The organism is Mucilaginibacter phenanthrenivorans (genome assembly GCF_024721155.1).
GTDB classification, from domain to species: Bacteria; Bacteroidota; Bacteroidia; order Sphingobacteriales; family Sphingobacteriaceae; genus Mucilaginibacter; species Mucilaginibacter phenanthrenivorans.
This window is the reverse complement of sequence record NZ_JAHVAP010000004.1, coordinates 1-17,899: the sequence shown is the minus strand read 5'-3', so window position 1 is coordinate 17,899 and position 17,899 is coordinate 1. Positions and strand designations below refer to the sequence as shown.

Below are 17,899 nucleotides of genomic sequence, written 5' to 3'. Positions count from 1 at the left end.
AAGATTTGCAGGATAGGAAGGATTTAAAGATTGAAGCCAGACTCTCCTAAAATCCTATCAATCTTAAAAATCTTAGGTTAAAAACAAAAAACCCGGCAATAAACCGGGTTTCAATATTTTATGCATATGGGTCTTAAACCCCCAGCAACAACCTCGCAGGATCTTCCAGCAATTGTTTTACCCTTACCAGGAAGCTTACTGATTCGCGGCCATCGATGATGCGGTGATCATATGATAACGCTAAGTACATCATCGGACGGATAACCACCTGTCCGTTCACAGCAACCGGGCGCTCGATAATATTATGCATACCCAATATAGCAGATTGCGGCGAATTCAATATCGGTGTCGACATCATGGAACCGAATACGCCGCCATTGGTTATTGTAAAGGTACCGCCGGTCATTTCTTCTAAAGTCAGCTTATTTTCGCGGGCCTTAACAGCCAGTGCAGCTACAGCTTTTTCAATCTCAGCCAGGCTCATGCTTTCAGCGTTGCGGATAACGGGAACCACCAATCCTTTCGGAGCAGATACCGCAATAGAGATATCGGCAAAATTGCTGTACACAACTTCTTCACCTTCTATGCGTGCGCCAACAGCCGGCCAGTCCTTCAATGCCTCGCAAACTGCTTTGGTAAAGAACGACATAAAGCCAAGGCCAACACCGTGCTTCTCTTTAAATTTATCTTTGTATTTACTGCGGATTTCCATTATCGGCGACATGTCAACCTCGTTAAAGGTAGTCAGCATCGCAGTTTCATTTTTAACGGCAACCAACCTCTTCGCAACAGTTTTACGCAGCGACGACATCTTTTCACGACGATCAGACCGCGCACCAGCAGCAACCGGTTCGGCCTTGGGTGCCGGAGCACCAGCAGGTTTTGTCGGCGGTGGAACGGCACCCGACAATGCCTTAGGTGCTTGCGGGTTTTCCGAAATTAGCTGAGCAGCTAAAGCATCTTCTTTAGTTATGCGGCCGGCAACACCAGTACCACTAACACTGCTTGTGTCCACGCCTTTTTCGGCAAGGATCTTGGCAGCAGCCGGTGATGGCGTACCAGAAGCGTAAGTTATAGCTTTGCCATTGGTAGCTTGTGTAACTGTTGTAGCAGCAGGAGATGCCTCAGCAGACTTAGCGGCAGGAGCGGCAACGCCTGCACCTTCGATGGTGCAAACAACAGCGCCAATTGGCAATACGTCGCCTTCTTTAGCTATGGTTTTTAATGTTCCTGCTTTTTCAGCAGTAAGTTCAAAAGTTGCTTTGTCTGATTCAAGTTCTGCAATAGCTTCATCCATAGCAACAGCATCACCGTCTTTTTTAATCCAGCGTGATAACGTTACTTCGGTTATTGATTCACCAACGGTTGGAACTTTAACTTGTAATGATCCGCCTGCTGCCGGAGCAGGAGCAGCATTAACCGGTGCTGCTTCAACGGGAGCAGGTGCAGGAGCATTTGCCACAACTTCAGGCTGCGGTTGTGCTGCCGGAGCAACTTCTGCAGGTGCCGCAGCGCCGCCTTCTTCAATACTGGCTACAATGGCACCAATAGGTAAAGTATCACCTTCCTTAGCAACGGTTGTTAAGATACCCGCTTTTTCGGCAGTAAGCTCAAAAGTTGCTTTGTCTGATTCTAATTCGGCAATTACTTCGTCCATTTTAACCGCATCGCCGTCTTTTTTTAGCCAGCTTGACAGGGTTACCTCGGTAATCGATTCGCCAACCGGCGGAACTTTAATAGTTAAACTCATTGGTTTGAATTCTTTGTATTTTATAAGTAGTGTTTTAAGTCGAAAGTCTTGAGTCTATAGTCCGGAGTCTTTTTTTGACTTTTAACTATAGACTCAAGACTGGGGACTTATAAATATTAATCAGCGCCAACATTGGCCATTTTTTCTGTTGTTGCCTTAACTGCAGCCTTCACTACCTTGCCGGCAGGGGCCTCAAATGCTTTTGAAACAATGTGTAATTGCTGCGCGGCATGCTGTTTGGCAAAACCGGTAGCGGTACTGCTGCCCTCATGACGTGAAACCACACTCAGGTTTATCACCTTATCGTTGTGGAACTTGCGGCAGATATATGGCCACGCGCCCATATTTTCAGGTTCTTCCTGTACCCACAAAAATTCAGTAGCCTTTGCATATTTTGCCTTTACTTTCAGGATCTGCAAAGTAGGTGTAGGATATAATTGTTCAACACGAACAATGGCAACGTCCTTACGTTTATCAACCTGTTGCTTTTCCAGCAGGTCGTAATAGATCTTCCCGGTACAAAGCAACACGCGTTTCACTTTTTTCGGATCAGCATAAGTATCGTCAATCAGCTCATGAAATTTACCGTTGGTAAACTCTTCAAGTGGGGATACACATTTAGGGCTGCGCAATAAGCTTTTTGGCGTAAAGATGATCAGCGGCTTGCGGAAATCCCTCAACATCTGCCTGCGCAGTATGTGGAAGAAGTTTGCCGGGGTTGAGCAGTTTGCCACCTGGATATTGCCATCGGCACAAAGCTCTAAAAACCTTTCAACGCGGGCTGATGAGTGCTCGGGGCCCTGGCCTTCGTAACCGTGAGGTAACAACATTACCAAACCATTACCACGCTGCCATTTTGTTTCGGCACTGGCAATATACTGGTCAACGATAATTTGTGCACCATTAAAGAAGTCGCCAAACTGCGCTTCCCATATGGTTAATGCATTGGGGTTAGCTAATGCATATCCGTATTCAAATCCTAAAACGCCATATTCGGAAAGCAGCGAGTTAAAAATACTCAGCTTGGCTTCAGCGTTTATGGTTTCAAGCGGGGTATATTCATCTTCAGAATCAGCCAGCGTTAATACCGCATGACGATGTGAAAACGTACCGCGCTTAACATCTTCTCCGCTTAACCTAACAGGGTGCCCATCTTTTAATAATGTACCATAAGCTAGCAACTCTCCCATTGCCCAATCGAACACATGGGTACTGGTTACCATTTTACTGCGCTCTTCAAAAAGCTTTTCAATCTTTTTAAAGAACTCCTTGCCTTTGGGCAATTCGGTTATCTTTTTGCCTATCTCAAGCAATTCATCTTTAGGAACCGAAGTGTCTATTGAGGCAAACGACTCTCTGCTGCTTGCCAGATGCAGGCCCTGCCAGGCGCCTTCAAACATCTGTATTGTTTCAGCGACCCCCTCCTGGGCTTTTGATTCATCCAGTTTTGTTTGCAGTTCGGCACGGAACTTCCTTTCCAGTTCTGAAGCAAACGCAGAATCGATACTTCCCTCAGCCTGTAGCTTTTGCTTGTAGATCTCCAGCGGATTAGGGTGCGCCTCAATTGCTTTATATAACAATGGCTGGGTGAATTTTGGCTCATCCGCCTCGTTATGGCCATACCGGCGGTAGCATAAAATATCGATAAACACATCTTCATGAAACACCTGGCGGTACTCCATGGCAAGGTTTACTACATAAGCCAAAGCTTCAACATCATCACCATTAACGTGGAATACAGGTGATAATACAGTTTTGGCTACGTCGGTACAATAAGTACTTGAACGGGCATCCTTAAAATTAGTGGTAAAACCAATTTGATTATTTATTACAACGTGGATAGTGCCACCTGTGCGGTAGCCATCCAGTTTTTCCATTTGTAATACCTCGTACACAATACCCTGGCCCGCTACAGAAGCGTCACCATGGATCAGTATCGGTGCAATTTTAGTATCGTCACCGTTATATTTAAAGTCGATTTTTGAACGGGTTAAGCCCTCAACAACAGGGTCAACCGCTTCCAGGTGCGACGGATTAGGGCAAAGGCTTAAGTGTACCTTTTTGCCGCCTTTTGTTACCACGTCCGTTGAATACCCAAGGTGATATTTTACGTCGCCACCAAATGGGGTATCTTCGTCAAAATTCTTTCCTTCAAACTCTAAAAAAACCTCTTTATAAGGCTTTTCCATGATATTGGTCAGCACATTCAGCCTTCCGCGATGCGCCATGCCTATGATAAATTCCTGGATGCCAAGCTCTGAACCGTTCTGAATAACAGAATCCAAAGCTGGGATTAATGCTTCTGCACCTTCCAGCGAGAAACGTTTTTGACCTAAGAATTTTGTGCCTAAGAAGTTTTCGAAGACAACCGCTTCGTTCAGCTTATCAAGCATCAGTTTCTTTTCGTCGACAGTGAAAGATGGCGTGTTACGCTTGCTTTCCATCCTGTCTTCAAACCACTTGATCTTAATAGGGTTGCGGATATACCGGTATTCAGCACCTATCGACTGGCAATAGGTATCCTCCAATAACTGGCGGATGTCGCTCAGTTTGGCAGGGCCCAGGCCAACCTCAATACCTGCATTAAATACAGTGTCTAAATCAGCATCGCTTAAGCCGAAGGTTTCCAGCTCTTTACCCGGAAAGTACTTGCGGCGCTCGCGTACCGGGTTGGTTTTGGTAAATAAATGCCCGCGTGTACGGTAACCTTCAATCAGGTTAAACACATTTATTTCCTTTAAAATATGCGCCGGCGTTCCATCGCTTGTTGCCGAGGGAGCAGCCGTTGTATCTTTTCCAAAATCAAACCCTTCAAAAAACTTTTGCCATCCAAAGTCAACAGATTCAGGGTCTTGTTTGTATGCTTCGTAGAGGGAATTAATGTATGCAGCGTTACCGCTGTTTATATAGTTGAGACGATCCATGAGAAACCAATCTTTAAAACGGTACAAAAGTAAGCATATCGGTTTACAAACTTTGTAATTTATTTATAAAACTTACCCACCTATTAACATTTGTTAATATAAATTCAAATAAGTTAGTTGGGAGGAAATTTTATTTGTGCAACAGTTTGTGCACAAATTGACGCAGGTAAGATACCCCTTCAAAAAGAACGGCAAGCAGGCCAATAATAACAGTAAATTGTTCGAAGGAGTTCATAATAACTATATGACGTAAAGCCAAACCAATTATTACAAATTAACGCAATTATTTTATGGCATATGCCTGGTAGTCATCGCTGTTAAAGGCAGGCAGCCAGGTTTCTATGTAGTCGTTTTTTGCAATTTGTTCGGCTACAGGCAGGGCAGCAATAGCATACCGGCTCTCGCGGGCATCATTAACCCCTGCTATAAAGGCCCAGTTACCCCAGTTGCTTGCCGGTGAATAATCAATCAGCTTTTCCTCGAAGTAGGCGGCGCCTTTTTTCCAGTCCACCTTAAGCTCATTAACTAAAAACAAGGCAACAAGTTGCCTGCTGTGGTTGCTGATATACCCGGTAGCATTAAGCTCATGCATAATTGCATCAACCAGGGGCACTCCTGTTTCACCATGCTCCCAGTGTTCAAAAAGTGTGTTGCTATTGATTACGTCAGCGCCAACATCGCCCGATTGATCCTTCACGGCAATAAACTTCTGGCCATGCTTTTTAAACATAAACCTGAAATAATCGCGCCAAAGCAGGTCGAGCAGCATACCCGGGTAATGGGTATTGTTTAGTTGCTGATGCTTGATGATCTCCCAGTAAACCTGCCGCAATGAGATGCAGCCCAGGGCGATCCAAGGCGACAGCTTAGATAAATTTATATTGTTATTTTTTTTGCCGATGACTGTGTGGCTGTTGTTGACAAAAAATTCTTCAAGTTGCTTTATTGCTTCGTCCTCACCGCCATTAAAATGATTAACCGCCCGAGGATCATCAAATGGCTCATCCAAACCTAACATTTGCAATGTCGGTAATTCACCGGCATCAATAATTTGTGGGGTGTCGATATGTTCGGGGGTTGCCACACACTGGCGCACATCGCTGTCGCGCTCCACTTTCTTTTTAAAAATGGCGAAACTGTCCGGGATATCCTTTATCGGAAATGGCAGATCCTCCTTATGATATAGAGTATGACCAATAAAATGTTTTAAATTAAGCCGGATCTTCCACAACGCAGTTTCCACCTGCTCGGAAATCTCAGTTTCCTCATGGGCAACTTCGCGGTGATGATATACCTCGTTCACCTGGTATTCCTCAGCAAGTTGCGGGATTATTTCTGCCGGGCTGCCGATGCGAATAATTAAATCCCCGCCGATGGCCTGCAAATTCTTCCGCAGGTTAGCCACCGATTCCAAAAGAAACCGCGCCCTTATATTCCCGGTTTTTGGATTGCCTGAAAGATTGTGCTTAAAATAGAATGGATCAAAACAATAAACCGGTAGCACTTTATCTGCCTTACGCACTGCCTCTAATAATATTTCATTATCACGGATGCGTAAATCATTCCTAAACCATACCAATATTGTTTTTTCACTCATAGTTAAACAGGGGGTTAACTTTATTGCAGTGTACAAATTTGCAATTTATTTGTTAGTTACAAACAGTTGCAGCTAATATTTGACATCTGTTAAACATTTTATAAGGTTATTTTAAAGATGTAGCGCCTAATACATCGTATCAACAACAAAATATTTTTTTTTCCATTCAGCTATCTCTATTTTTGATAGATAAATTAGCCAGATTGCGATGGAAGAAGATTATAAACACATTCATGAATATGTCGCCCCCCGCACAGAAACAGAAAAGCTTGTAGCCAAAATATGGATAGGCGTTTTAAATAATAATTCTAAAATTGGTATTTATGACAATTTCTTTGACTCTGGTGGGCACTCTTTATCAGCTATTAGAATAATAAGTCAGCTCAAACAAGAAATTAAACAAGAAATCCCTATAGCAGTTATATTTCAATACCCCACAATTAAAATGCTTGCACAAATTCTTGAAAGACAAATCGATCCAACTTCAGTAAATTTACAATCAAATCCCGAATTAAGCCTTGTTAACCTGCTTGGCGGAGAAAAAACAATCACAATACCTATTCTTTCGGAGTTTGATATTATCGCATTAAGTAACGAGGGAATAACTAAAGCCTCGTTAGATTCATTGGTTAATTATTTAGGCATTTCAAAAAAGTCTTTTTGTGAAAATGTCCTTAATGTATCTTTTCGATCGTTAGAAAGAAAAAAACACACTGATAAACTTGATAAGCAAACCTCTTCACATGTAATTGAAATTGCAAAAATAGTAGTGCATGCATTTGCAGTTTTTGAAAATAACGAAAAATTAAAAGATTGGTTAAATACAAAAAACAAGGCTTTAAATGATGTCAAGCCAATTGAGCTTTTTCATATACAAACAGGCTTAAATATGATTAATGACGTTTTAGGACGAATTGAAGAAGGAGTTTACTCCTAATGTCAGTTTTTGTTTATAGAATTTCTAAGTCAACAGAAAGAGCGAGGGATCTATCAGGTATTGGAGCATTCAAATTTGGAGGGAGATGGAATAGTAAGGGCACATTTATGCTGTATACCAGCATGAACAGTTCACTGGCTTACCTTGAAAATATAGTGCATTTTGCCGAAATGGATGTACCGCCTAATTTATATATTGCATCCATAGAATTGAACATTGATGACAGCTTGATCTTTAAATTACCAGATTCCGAATATCCGACGTCTTGGCAAAGTCATGAAAATTTAGAAAATAAACTTATCGGAAACGAATGGATGGTTCAGCGAAGTCACATCGCGATTAAGGTTTATTCTGCTGTAAATCCTTTTGAGTTCAATTTTCTATTAAATCCTCTATTTCCAGGATACAATAATTTAGTCACAGTGAAAGATATACAACTTTTAAATATTGATTCAAGGCTAACAAAACAAGCCAACAAAAATTAATTTGTACTATCCTAAAAATCTGTCCGTTAATTTATAGATAGGCATGACACTTGCTATTGTCTAATATCATAATTTTATAAAGTAATTTAAAACTCACTCTCCTATGGCTACTATTGAAGGAATCCAAAAGGCGTATATAGATTTTGTACTCACCGAAGGGCAACAGCCCAAGTCGGTTTACATTTTCGCCAAAAAAAATAAAATGACTGAGGAGGAATTTTATAAATTCTTCGGCTCATTCGACGCAATTGAACAAAATTTATGGACCGGCTTTGCGATAAGGACGATCGCTGAAATAAAAACCCAGGATGTTTGGAGCCAGTATTCCGCTCGCGAAAAAGCTTTATCTTTTTTCTATAGTTTTTTCGAGCTATTGAAAGGCAGCCGCAGTTTTGTGGTTTACAGTGTAAAAAAACAACCGAAAACATTTTCTACCCCGCAAATCTTCACCGGCATAAAAGATGTTTTTGAAACCTTTTGCAATGATCTGATTGTAGAGGGCCTGGAATCGAACGAGCTTTCTGAACGTAAATTCTTTAGCAACCGCTATAAGGATGCCCTTTGGGTACAACTTGTTTTTGTATTGAACTTCTGGATAAATGATAGCTCAGCAGGCTTTGAAAAAACTGATGAAGCCATTGAAAAAGGAATCAATGTTACGTTCGATCTTTTCCAGCGCTCGCCAATTGACAACTTATTTGAATACGGCAAGTTTTTAGCTAAAAACGGCGGCCTTAAAGAGAAGATGGGATTTGGAAGCAACTAATACCTTCGCCGCCATATTTGATATGGACGGCACCCTGATAGACAATACCCCATATCATTTTAAATCGTGGCAGGCGCTTTTTAAGAAATACGACAAAGGCGAATTAAGCAGGCAAACCTATTACACGCAAATTAGTGGCGTCCCCATAATGGATACGTTAAGAGGGCTATTTCCGGATCGTGATGAAGCAGGGTTGAAAGCACTGCTCAGCGAAAAAGAAGGTTTTTACCGAGAGTTGTATGCCCCTTATCTTGCCCCGATCAACGGACTTGAAAATTTTTTAACCGAATTAAAAAATTCCGGGATAAAAATGGCGATGGCAACTTCGGCAACGGTTGAGGACATCGATTTTATACTGAACAAGGTGCCCATTCAGAATGATTTTGAAGAGATCGTAAACTCGTCAATGGTGAGCAAACCCAAGCCAAATCCGCAGATCTTTTTAAAGGCGGCAGAAAAATTAAACACCCCACCGTCAAAATGCGTGGTTTTTGAAGATTCCCTCGCCGGAATTAAAGCAGGCAGGGATGCAGGCATGAAAGTTGTCGCTATTACCACAGGGCATAAAGCAGCAGACCTGCACCCGGTTGATTTAGTGATTGATGATTATTCAGAACTGACAGTTCAAAAGCTTGCTGCCCTATTTAAGGAACATTAAAAATGAGTGATAACACACCAAAGGAACAAAACAGCATCCCTACCAGTAAGGTTGAACGCTCGGCTAAGTTTGTAAAAACAGGCTTTAAGATTGGCGGCAACTATATAAAGCATTATTCAAAAAAACTGTTTAATCCCGATATGGATAAATCGGAGTTGAACGAGGACAATGCATCGGATATTTACGAATCCCTAAGCGAACTGAAAGGCAGCGCATTAAAAGTGGCGCAAATGCTCAGTATGGATAAAAACCTGCTGCCGCAAGCTTATACCGACAAATTTTCACAGTCGCAGTACAACGCTCCACCCCTATCCGGACCGCTGATCGTTCAGACATTTAGAAAGTATTTTGGCAAAACGCCCGATAAGATCTACGATAAGTTTAATGTGCGTTCATCAAATGCAGCTTCCATAGGCCAGGTTCACCAGGCGGAGTTGGATGGAAAAAAGCTCGCTGTAAAAATTCAGTATCCTGGTGTTGGTGATTCCATTTCATCCGATTTAAAGCTGGTAAAACCCTTTGCATTCCGGATGCTGGGCATGAGTGAAAAGGAGTTGGATATTTATATGCGCGAGGTTGAAGAACGCCTGCTGGAGGAAACCGATTACGAATTGGAAGTACGTCGCTCCATCGAATTTTCAACTGCCTGCGCTAATTTAGACAACGTTGTTTTCCCTAAGTATTACCCCGAACTATCCAGTAAACGGATCATCACCATGGACTGGCTGGAGGGCAAGCACTTGCGTGAGTTTTTGCAAACCAGTCCATCACAGGAGCTAAGAAACAAAATAGGCCAGGCACTTTGGGATTTTTACAATTTTCAACAACATGAGTTGCGTGCCGTACACGCTGATCCACACCCCGGAAATTTCATGATCACCAGCGACGATAAGCTTGGTGTAATTGATTTTGGCTGTATCAAGGAAATGCCTGAAGATTTTTATTACCCGTTTTTCTCGCTTACATCAACCGGCCTGATGGATAATAAGGAGGAAACAATCAAGGCATTCCGCCAGCTGGAGATGATCCACGCTAAGGATACCCCGGCGCAGATAGAATTTTATTATACCGCCTACCGGCAGATGATCGGCCTGTTTGCCAAACCATATATTACCGATCATTTTGATTTTGGCCAAACCGAGTTCTTTGATGAGCTATACGGCTTTGGCGAAAAGGTATCAAAAATGCCCGAATTTAAACAGGCCCGCGGTGTAAAACATTTTATATATGTAAATCGAACCAATTTTGGTTTGTATAATATTTTACATGAATTGAAGGCCGAGGTGAAGACAGATACTTATAAACCACATGTGGTGGAGCAATTTGCCTAAACGCTTGAAGTGTTTGGGTAAGCGGTTGACACTTAACGACATTTTTAAGATTTTCGGTTTTTAAAACTTTATCTTTATCCAACCAATTCACCCAAAAATGAAGGATAAAATAGGAACCAAGGCAAACCCGATGCTTTTGAAAACGCCGCCGCAATCATCTGAATACACTATGCACGTTGATGAAAAAGATGGCAAAGAAGTTTTGGTTTGTACAGTTGGTAAAACAATACTGCACTATGATATCCGCTGCGTTAATGACCTGCATACGATGTTAAAGCAACATGGCGATTGGATGAATCTCGGCAGCGCCGATGAGCAGAAACCTGCAAAAGAAGGAACGGTTGAAGCCTGGGGCCGTTCTGAAGGCAATCCCGTAGGCGGTTGGTACGGGTTAAAGAAAGGATTGCGCGGGCGGTTTGGCATGTACATTCCACCACTAATGGAAAAGCTTGGTTTAGCCGAAATTACCCATGAGGCAAAGGGGAATAAAATGCGGGCGATATAGGTAAATTTAAAACTCCGCCAGGGATAGGATTTTGGTAACGCGGGCAAAAAAACACACTCCCTTCTTTTTGTTGGTTGTTCAACTATTATAAAATATTTGAGTTGTATTATCAAATATGATTAAATTAGTGAACGGTTCCACAACATGAGAATTTTAGCTTTTTTTTCATTTTTTATCCTGCTTACCAACGTAGTTTATTCGAGGGATAAATACGTTTACCCAACCTATGTTTATAAGGGTTATATCGAAATTAATCCCGGCCACAAAGTTCCTATGACTCTAAATATCCTGCTAAATAAAGATTCGTCGGTTAATGGATTGTATTATTACAAGGCAGAAAATGGATCATTAAGTTTGAGCGGAAAAATAAATTCAGATAATACCATAAACCTTATCGAAAGAACAAATGCCGGAAAAATTACCGGAACCTTTGCCGGTTGGATTGCCGGTGACAGGAACATAATTTCAGGAAGCTGGACCTCTGCCGATAATAGGGCATATCCTTTTATTGCAAAACACGAAGCAAATCATTCCTATTGGGGCTACGTCAGAAAGCTTGAATTTATTGACAAATATGAAGACCTCAAATTTGCGATCAAAAATGCTTCAAAAGTTAAAAAGCTATACATATATGATAAAGGAATAAAATCATTGCCACCTGAGTTTTCAAAGATTAAAAATGCCATATCGGTTTGCCTAATGGCAGATAATTTCAATAAATTTCCTGTTGCCCTCACCAGGTTATCAAACGTCGAGGAAATATCACTTGCTTCTAATCAACTAAAAGAAATAACACCACAGATCAATCGCTTGCAAAGCCTTCGCTTGTTGTATATCGATTTTAATAAATTAACAAAGCTGCCCAAAGAAATAGGCTCGCTTCACAATCTTTTATATCTCGATCTTAGCACCAATAAGCTTAATACTGTTCCAGATGAAATCAAAGACCTGTATCAACTACAGGAGTTACATTTGGAGAACAACCCCATCAATGCGGCGGAACAACAACGGATAAGAAAATTATTACCAAATTGCACCATCTACTTTTAATAGATCACTTAACATGCTACTCAAAAACACCTTCGTTCACCACGTACATTTCTGGCTTAAAGACAAAGCCGATAAACAACAATTACTCGACGGATTAAACACCTTGCTGCCAATCCCGCATATCCGCCAGATCCATATCGGTGTGCCTGCGGAAACATTTCGCGAGGTGATCGACCGCTCATACGACGTATCCCTGCTGATGCTATTTGACGGTCCCGAACAACAGGAAGCCTACCAGGTTGACCCTACCCACATAATATTTGCCGAAAACTACGCAAAACCGCTTTGCAGTAAAGTTGTTGTTGTTGATAGTGTGAATGTTTAGTAGTTCATGGGTAATAGATCATGGTTCATAGCCGCTGCAGTTGGCAAGACTTTTTTCTATGAACTATCAACCATGATCCACGAACTCCTATTAACTATGAACTATCAACCATGAACTCTCCCAAAAGCATCCTCCTTACAGGCGGCACCGGTGAAATAGGCAAAGCTCTTACCATGCAGTTGTTGGCTAATGGTTACCGTGTTAGTCATTTAAGTCGCAAGCCAGGGAATAACCTTGGTGTTAAAACTTTTTTGTGGGATGTGAATAAGGGCGAGATTGATGAAGCCTGTATCGATGGCATCGACATCGTTGTCCATTTAGCAGGTGCAGGCATAGCCGACAAACGCTGGACTGATGAGCGCAAAAAGGAGCTTATTGAAAGCCGTACCAAATCCATCGGGCTTATTTATCGTTTGCTCCGCACAAAAAAGCACAAAGTAAATTCTATTGTCTCTGCATCGGCCATCGGTTATTACAGCGATCGGGGCGATGAGCTGATGACGGAGGACAGCCCGCCAAATACCGATTTTATGGCGCAATGTTGCGTAGATTGGGAAGTAGCCGTTGATGAGGCTGCTGCACTTAACCTGAGGATAGTAAAGTTCCGTACCGGCGTGGTTTTAAACGATGGCGGCGCATTAAAGCAACTGGCATTGCCGGTAAAAATGTTTGTGGGTTCTCCGCTGGGCAGCGGCAAACAATGGATCCCGTGGATCCATTGGCAGGATGTGGTTGATATGTACATGTTCGCAATTGAAAAAGAAGACTTCAAAGGAACATACAACATGGTTGCCCCTAACCCGGTGACCAATAAACAGCTTACCCGGGCGGTTGCTAAACAATTGCATAAGCCTTTATGGGCGCCGAATGTACCTGCATTCGCATTAAAGCTTTTGCTTGGCGAAATGGCCACCATTGTACTTGGCAGCACTAAAGTATCGGCACAAAAAATTGAGGATGCAGGGTTTAAATTCAAATACCCGGAGTTAACATCAGCATTAAAGGAGATCTATGGATAAGCAGTCGCCCGTTTCTGTTTTCTGGTTCAGGCGCGACCTGCGGCTTGATGACAACGCTGGTTTGTATCATGCCCTTAAGAGTGGAAACCCCGTATTACCAATATTTATTTTTGATAAGGCAATCCTCGATCAATTGGAGGATAAGGATGACGCACGGGTAACCTTCATTTACCAGGCCATCGAGGAACTGGATAAGGAACTTCGCCAACATGGCAGCAGCCTGCTGGTTATTTATGACAAACCGGAACACGCCTGGGATAAACTCCTGAAAGAATATGATGTCAAAGCCGTTTACACCAATCATGATTATGAGCCTTATGCCAAAAAACGCGATGAAGCTATATCGGCGCAACTAAAAAAACACGACATCACCTTTAATACTTATAAGGACCAGGTAATTTTCGACCGCGATGAAGTGACAAAGGACGATGGTAAACCTTATACCGTATACACGCCATACATGCGCAAATGGCACCAAAAGCTTACGCCATTTTATTTAAAGGCTTATCCCAATAGAAAGTACTTTAAAAACTTTTATCAAACTAAAGCTTTCCTGCTTCCATCACTAAAACAAATGGGCTTCGGGAAAAGCGACCGCGAGTTTCCGAAGATCGATTATAAAGAACTGATAACTGATTATGCTGAAAAGCGTGACTTCCCTGCTATAAAAGGCACTACGCATATAGGCTTACATTTACGCTTCGGTACGGTAAGTATCCGTGAACTTGCACGAACAGCAAACGGACATAAAGAGAAAACCTGGCTGAATGAACTGATATGGCGCGAGTTTTATATGATGATCTTGTATCATTTCCCCCACACTGCCGATCAAGCCTTCAGGCCGGAATATGACCGGATAAAATGGGTCAATGATGAAAAGCAATTTGAAGCCTGGTGTAAAGGCGAAACTGGTTATCCGCTGGTTGACGCCGGCATGCGGGAACTAAACGAAACCGGTTACATGCACAACCGCGTGCGCATGGTAGTCGCGAGCTTTTTAAGTAAGGATCTGTTGATTGACTGGCGCTGGGGCGAACGTTATTTTGCCCGCAAGCTGCTGGACTATGAAATGGCCAGCAACGTGGGCGGTTGGCAATGGTCGGCCGGCTCGGGGACAGATGCGGCACCTTATTTCCGGATTTTCAACCCGGAATCACAAATGAAAAAATTCGATCCTAAACTGGAATACGTAAAAAAATGGGTCCCGGAATACGCTGATTTCAGCAAATATCCAAAACCTATTGTTGATCATGCTTTCGCACGCGACAGGTGTTTAAAGGCTTTTAAGGAAGCATTAGCCCGGTAATACTCATTTCTTACCCTTTAGCTTCGTCCAAAGCTTCATTATTTTAGGGAACTTAATATCGCCGGTAAAAATAAATTTACCTGTGCCTGTCTTAAAATAATTTAGCTGTTGCCCATTGTATGATTGTTTGATAACCTCGCCCGTTTTAACATTAAGCAAATTATCCCGCAGGTAAAGCTGGTTAACCGCCATGTTTGATAGCATTGGCGTATAATAATAGCAATCCTCAAAAAAGTAATGCGTAACCTGCGACCACCGTGATGCGCCTTCCTTGGTAACAGGCGAACCCCCGTGAATAATATTTGACGACCAGATCAGCAGATCGCCCTTCTTTGCAAGGAATTTCTTTTTTTCCAGCTTGTTTACCGCTACAATTTTCTCGATAAAGTCCTCATACCCCTTGTAGTTCTTTTCGTAGGATGTAGTTTCTGCAGTCGTCCGGATATCCGAGAAATCATATTCAGGCAATTGCTGCGAGCCGGGATAATAAAAAACCGGACCATTTTCTTCGGTAATATCTTCCAGCGCTACCCAAACACCGCACATAAACCTCGCCGGCAACGAACTGAAATGGATGGTATCAGAATGCGCCCTTTGCTGGGTGCCAACGCAAAAGTTTAAAGTTTGAAATGGAATAGGTGTTCTTTCATACAACAACTCCAACGTTTCTAATACTTTGGGGAAACAGGCAAGCTCTTTAGCTGCTTCAGAATACTGCCAAAAATCCTGTACCCGTGTTTTATCCCTTTGGGTAGTTATCGCGAAATCAGGATTAAATGCCTTCTTTTCCGCATCATCTCTTACCGCATTAATTAACGACTGCGGAAGCAATCCGCTCAAGACAACAAAGCCGTTTTCGTGATATTCCCTGATCAGTTTTACCTTGTCATCCGGTAAATTCTTTGATTTGAGGATCTCTTCAAAAAAAGGTGATTCAACCCAGGGGAAATTACTGTTGGTCATATGTTGTCGATTAATGGATAAGGTCTGATGTTAAAATTTTGATTTATTTAAAAACGCAATAATAAAACATTTATGATAATCGGCAATATCTAAACATAAATGGGCTTTGAAACATACCGCATCTGGCAATATTTCAAAACCCATTATTTTGCTTTTAGGCTTGTAATCTAAACCTGTTAATGCTAAAACACATGAAATGTCGCTCCATTTAAATGATAGCCAGTAACAGCAGCTGAACTGGTAGAATAATAGTAATCGCCAGTTGATGTATTAAAAAACTCGTAAACAGCTTTACGGGTGCCGTAAGAAGCCAGCGGGGTTGTAGTTTCATACCCCATAACGCCTTCATAAACAAAGCCGTCCGGGAATACGTTCCTATTATTTGAATAATAGTGTGCATAGGAACTCCCCTGGTAAAACCTGTAAACTGCCGGACCAACTAATGTTTGATTAGAGTTATATAATCTTCCTAAATCACTTTGTTGAGTCCAACCACCCTGACCTACCGTTATTTCAGTACCACTGGTAGTGTAAAAATGTTTGTGCGTTGTTGTGTTGTAATATTGTAATACAGAGACAGCTGTTTGGGCCTTTGCGGCCTGGAAAAATAAAAATAATACCGACAAGATTAAGAGGTGTTTTTTCATGATTAAAGTTTAAGTTATTTACTATGCCGCAATAATAAATAACTTAAACCAATACACAAATTTTTATTTTTTAAATAACATTAAATTAACTTTAAAGCTATCTAAATCAAAGCCTTAAAATTTCAACTATGGCACCGTTGATATGATAACATAGGAAAACCGTAAAACACTGTTGATTGGGATGGTTCCTGCTGATGTGGTCCCGTAAGCCAATTTTGAAGGCAATATTACGGATATCTTAGTGCCTGTAGTGGCAAATTTCTCCAACGCTTCCTTCAACCCGCTTAACGCAATCTGTGAAATTGGCTGTTCTATCGTATTAGCACCATTGTTACTTCCGTCAAAAATAGTTCCGTTTAGTAATGACCCTGTATAATTGACAGTCATGGTTGTTGTTTCAGTAATTGGGGCTGCCCCAGTAGTGCCGGGTGTCAACACTTTATAATAATAATAATTACCGGGCAATGCATCGCTTTGCATTTTTGTATAACCGGTTAAATTCCAGTTATTATGAATAACCTGGTCATCGTATGTTGTATAATCAGAAATAAGATGCACATAGTAATCAAGGCATTGGTTGCCCGCTATTTTGGTATTTGTAACACTTGAGCTACCGGAACCATATCCATTTACCCCATAAGCCAGGTGCGACGGGATCAGGATGCGGGCGCTAGCACCTTTATATTTTACCAGCTTTTTTATGGCAAGCTGTAAACCGGAAGGTAAGGCGTCATTTGTTAAATGGCCCAGGTAATCGTCAATATGGTTTTGAATAGTATCAAGTGTGATGTATCTTCCGTCAAAGCTGCTTAGCTGGAATACGAACGATACATTATCAGGATAATCTAACGGAACAAGTGTAGTTGCCGGCGGTACTATATTACCAGGCATTATAATTTTATAATAAATTCCGGAGGTATCTCCACCGATGGTGTCCTTTTGCATTCCGGTTAACCCATGAACTTTAATATAATTTTGCATCTGGCTTTCATCATATTGCTTGATCGTCTGTTCAATTTTGTCCTTTCGGCACGATGCAAAACCAATGGCTGAAATTAAAAGTAGGGTAAAGAATTTTTGTCTCATTTGTTATCTGTTGTTATCGGGCCAATGTAGCCCTCGCGGCATAAGTTGTTATTGCGATGCCTTGTATTTTTTTATGTTAATTAACTATATTATAAATCTTAATATCAAAAATAAGGATCGCATTTGCGGGCAATCCCAAATCCGGCTGCGCAAAGGGCCCGTAAGCGTAATGCGACGGTACAAATAACCGTATTCTACTGCCAACCTGCGCCTTCGAGGCAGCTATCCCCAACTGCCATCCTCTTATTGTTGCACCCAACACATACGATGGGTGAAACTGATCGGTAGAGATCACCACTTTACCGGTAGTCAACAACGTTGCGCTATAGCCCACCACTATCTGGGTTGAGCTGGTGTACAAGTCCTTCCCGGTAGTTGCCGTATCAATAATATAGTAGATGCCGGTTGCAACACCTGCCGAATCCACCATGGTTGCCTTAATATTATTAGTCGCCAAATAAGCGGTAATAATTTTACTATCAACCGCCAGCTGCGCCCTAATCTGGGCAGGTACATCGTTTGTATTTTTACACCCGGCAAAACAAGCGCT

Annotated in this window: 17 protein-coding genes; 10 read left to right on the top strand and 7 right to left on the bottom strand. The window is 41.9% G+C overall.

Annotation, left to right across the window (positions count from 1 at the left end):
- Positions 1–133: 133 nt before the first annotated feature.
- From odhB to KXD93_RS09725, 3 genes are all read right to left on the bottom strand, one after another.
- Positions 134–1,750: a 2-oxoglutarate dehydrogenase complex dihydrolipoyllysine-residue succinyltransferase gene (gene odhB, locus KXD93_RS09735; RefSeq protein WP_258136893.1), complete on the bottom strand. Its 1,617-nt coding sequence runs from the start codon at positions 1,748–1,750 to the stop codon at positions 134–136.
- Between the two features lie 116 nt (positions 1,751–1,866).
- Entirely contained in the window at positions 1,867–4,674 is a 2,808-nt protein-coding gene (locus KXD93_RS09730) for a 2-oxoglutarate dehydrogenase E1 component (RefSeq protein ID WP_258136892.1), read from the bottom strand.
- A gap of 283 nt (positions 4,675–4,957) precedes the next feature.
- Positions 4,958–6,271, bottom strand: coding sequence for a DASH family cryptochrome (locus tag KXD93_RS09725; protein ID WP_258136891.1), 1,314 nt, complete (start codon positions 6,269–6,271; stop codon positions 4,958–4,960).
- 208 nt (positions 6,272–6,479) lie between these two features.
- Here KXD93_RS09725 and KXD93_RS09720 point away from each other — a divergent pair, with 208 nt between their 5' ends.
- The 10 genes from KXD93_RS09720 to KXD93_RS09675 all read left to right on the top strand — a co-directional run bounded on the left by KXD93_RS09720 (position 6,480) and on the right by KXD93_RS09675 (position 14,653).
- The gene (locus KXD93_RS09720; protein WP_258136888.1) at positions 6,480–7,208 is read left to right on the top strand and encodes an Xre family toxin-antitoxin system antitoxin; all 729 of its coding nucleotides are present in this window, start codon (positions 6,480–6,482) and stop codon (positions 7,206–7,208) included.
- The gene (locus KXD93_RS09715; protein WP_258136887.1) at positions 7,208–7,693 is read left to right on the top strand and encodes an RES family NAD+ phosphorylase; all 486 of its coding nucleotides are present in this window, start codon (positions 7,208–7,210) and stop codon (positions 7,691–7,693) included. Before KXD93_RS09720 ends, KXD93_RS09715 begins: the two co-directional genes overlap by 1 nt.
- A gap of 103 nt (positions 7,694–7,796) precedes the next feature.
- A complete protein-coding gene (locus tag KXD93_RS09710; RefSeq protein ID WP_258136886.1) occupies positions 7,797–8,459 on the top strand; it encodes a TetR family transcriptional regulator C-terminal domain-containing protein in 663 nt (220 codons plus the stop codon).
- The gene (locus tag KXD93_RS09705; RefSeq protein WP_258136885.1) at positions 8,446–9,117 is read left to right on the top strand and encodes an HAD family hydrolase; all 672 of its coding nucleotides are present in this window, start codon (positions 8,446–8,448) and stop codon (positions 9,115–9,117) included. Before KXD93_RS09710 ends, KXD93_RS09705 begins: the two co-directional genes overlap by 14 nt.
- Before the next feature lie 2 nt (positions 9,118–9,119).
- Positions 9,120–10,448 carry an ABC1 kinase family protein gene (locus tag KXD93_RS09700; protein ID WP_258136884.1) on the top strand — a complete coding sequence of 443 codons (1,329 nt, stop codon included), beginning with the start codon at positions 9,120–9,122 and terminating at the stop codon, positions 10,446–10,448.
- A 97-nt stretch (positions 10,449–10,545) separates the two neighbouring features.
- Positions 10,546–10,953, top strand: a complete 408-nt coding sequence (locus KXD93_RS09695; RefSeq protein WP_258136883.1) for a DUF6855 family protein — start codon at positions 10,546–10,548, stop codon at positions 10,951–10,953.
- 144 nt (positions 10,954–11,097) lie between these two features.
- A complete protein-coding gene (locus tag KXD93_RS09690) occupies positions 11,098–12,003 on the top strand; it encodes a leucine-rich repeat domain-containing protein (RefSeq protein WP_258136882.1) in 906 nt (301 codons plus the stop codon).
- Positions 12,004–12,016: 13 nt separating this feature from the next.
- Entirely contained in the window at positions 12,017–12,328 is a 312-nt protein-coding gene (locus tag KXD93_RS09685) for a Dabb family protein (RefSeq protein ID WP_258136881.1), read from the top strand.
- Positions 12,329–12,438: 110 nt separating this feature from the next.
- Positions 12,439–13,347, top strand: a complete 909-nt coding sequence (locus KXD93_RS09680) for a TIGR01777 family oxidoreductase (RefSeq protein ID WP_258136880.1) — start codon at positions 12,439–12,441, stop codon at positions 13,345–13,347.
- Positions 13,340–14,653: a cryptochrome/photolyase family protein gene (locus KXD93_RS09675; RefSeq protein WP_258136879.1), complete on the top strand. Its 1,314-nt coding sequence runs from the start codon at positions 13,340–13,342 to the stop codon at positions 14,651–14,653. Before KXD93_RS09680 ends, KXD93_RS09675 begins: the two co-directional genes overlap by 8 nt.
- A gap of 3 nt (positions 14,654–14,656) precedes the next feature.
- On the opposite strand, the gene KXD93_RS09670 is transcribed toward KXD93_RS09675, so the two are convergent.
- The 4 genes from KXD93_RS09670 to KXD93_RS09655 form a co-directional block, all read right to left on the bottom strand.
- Complete coding sequence (locus KXD93_RS09670; RefSeq protein ID WP_258136878.1) at positions 14,657–15,616, bottom strand: phytanoyl-CoA dioxygenase family protein; 960 nt, start codon at positions 15,614–15,616, stop codon at positions 14,657–14,659.
- A gap of 182 nt (positions 15,617–15,798) precedes the next feature.
- A complete protein-coding gene (locus KXD93_RS09665) occupies positions 15,799–16,263 on the bottom strand; it encodes a hypothetical protein (protein ID WP_258136877.1) in 465 nt (154 codons plus the stop codon).
- A 126-nt stretch (positions 16,264–16,389) separates the two neighbouring features.
- Positions 16,390–17,349, bottom strand: coding sequence for an FKBP-type peptidyl-prolyl cis-trans isomerase (locus KXD93_RS09660; RefSeq protein WP_258136871.1), 960 nt, complete (start codon positions 17,347–17,349; stop codon positions 16,390–16,392).
- Between the two features lie 76 nt (positions 17,350–17,425).
- Positions 17,426–17,899: FKBP-type peptidyl-prolyl cis-trans isomerase (locus KXD93_RS09655; RefSeq protein ID WP_258136870.1), on the bottom strand; the 474-nt coding region annotated here is incomplete at its 5' end.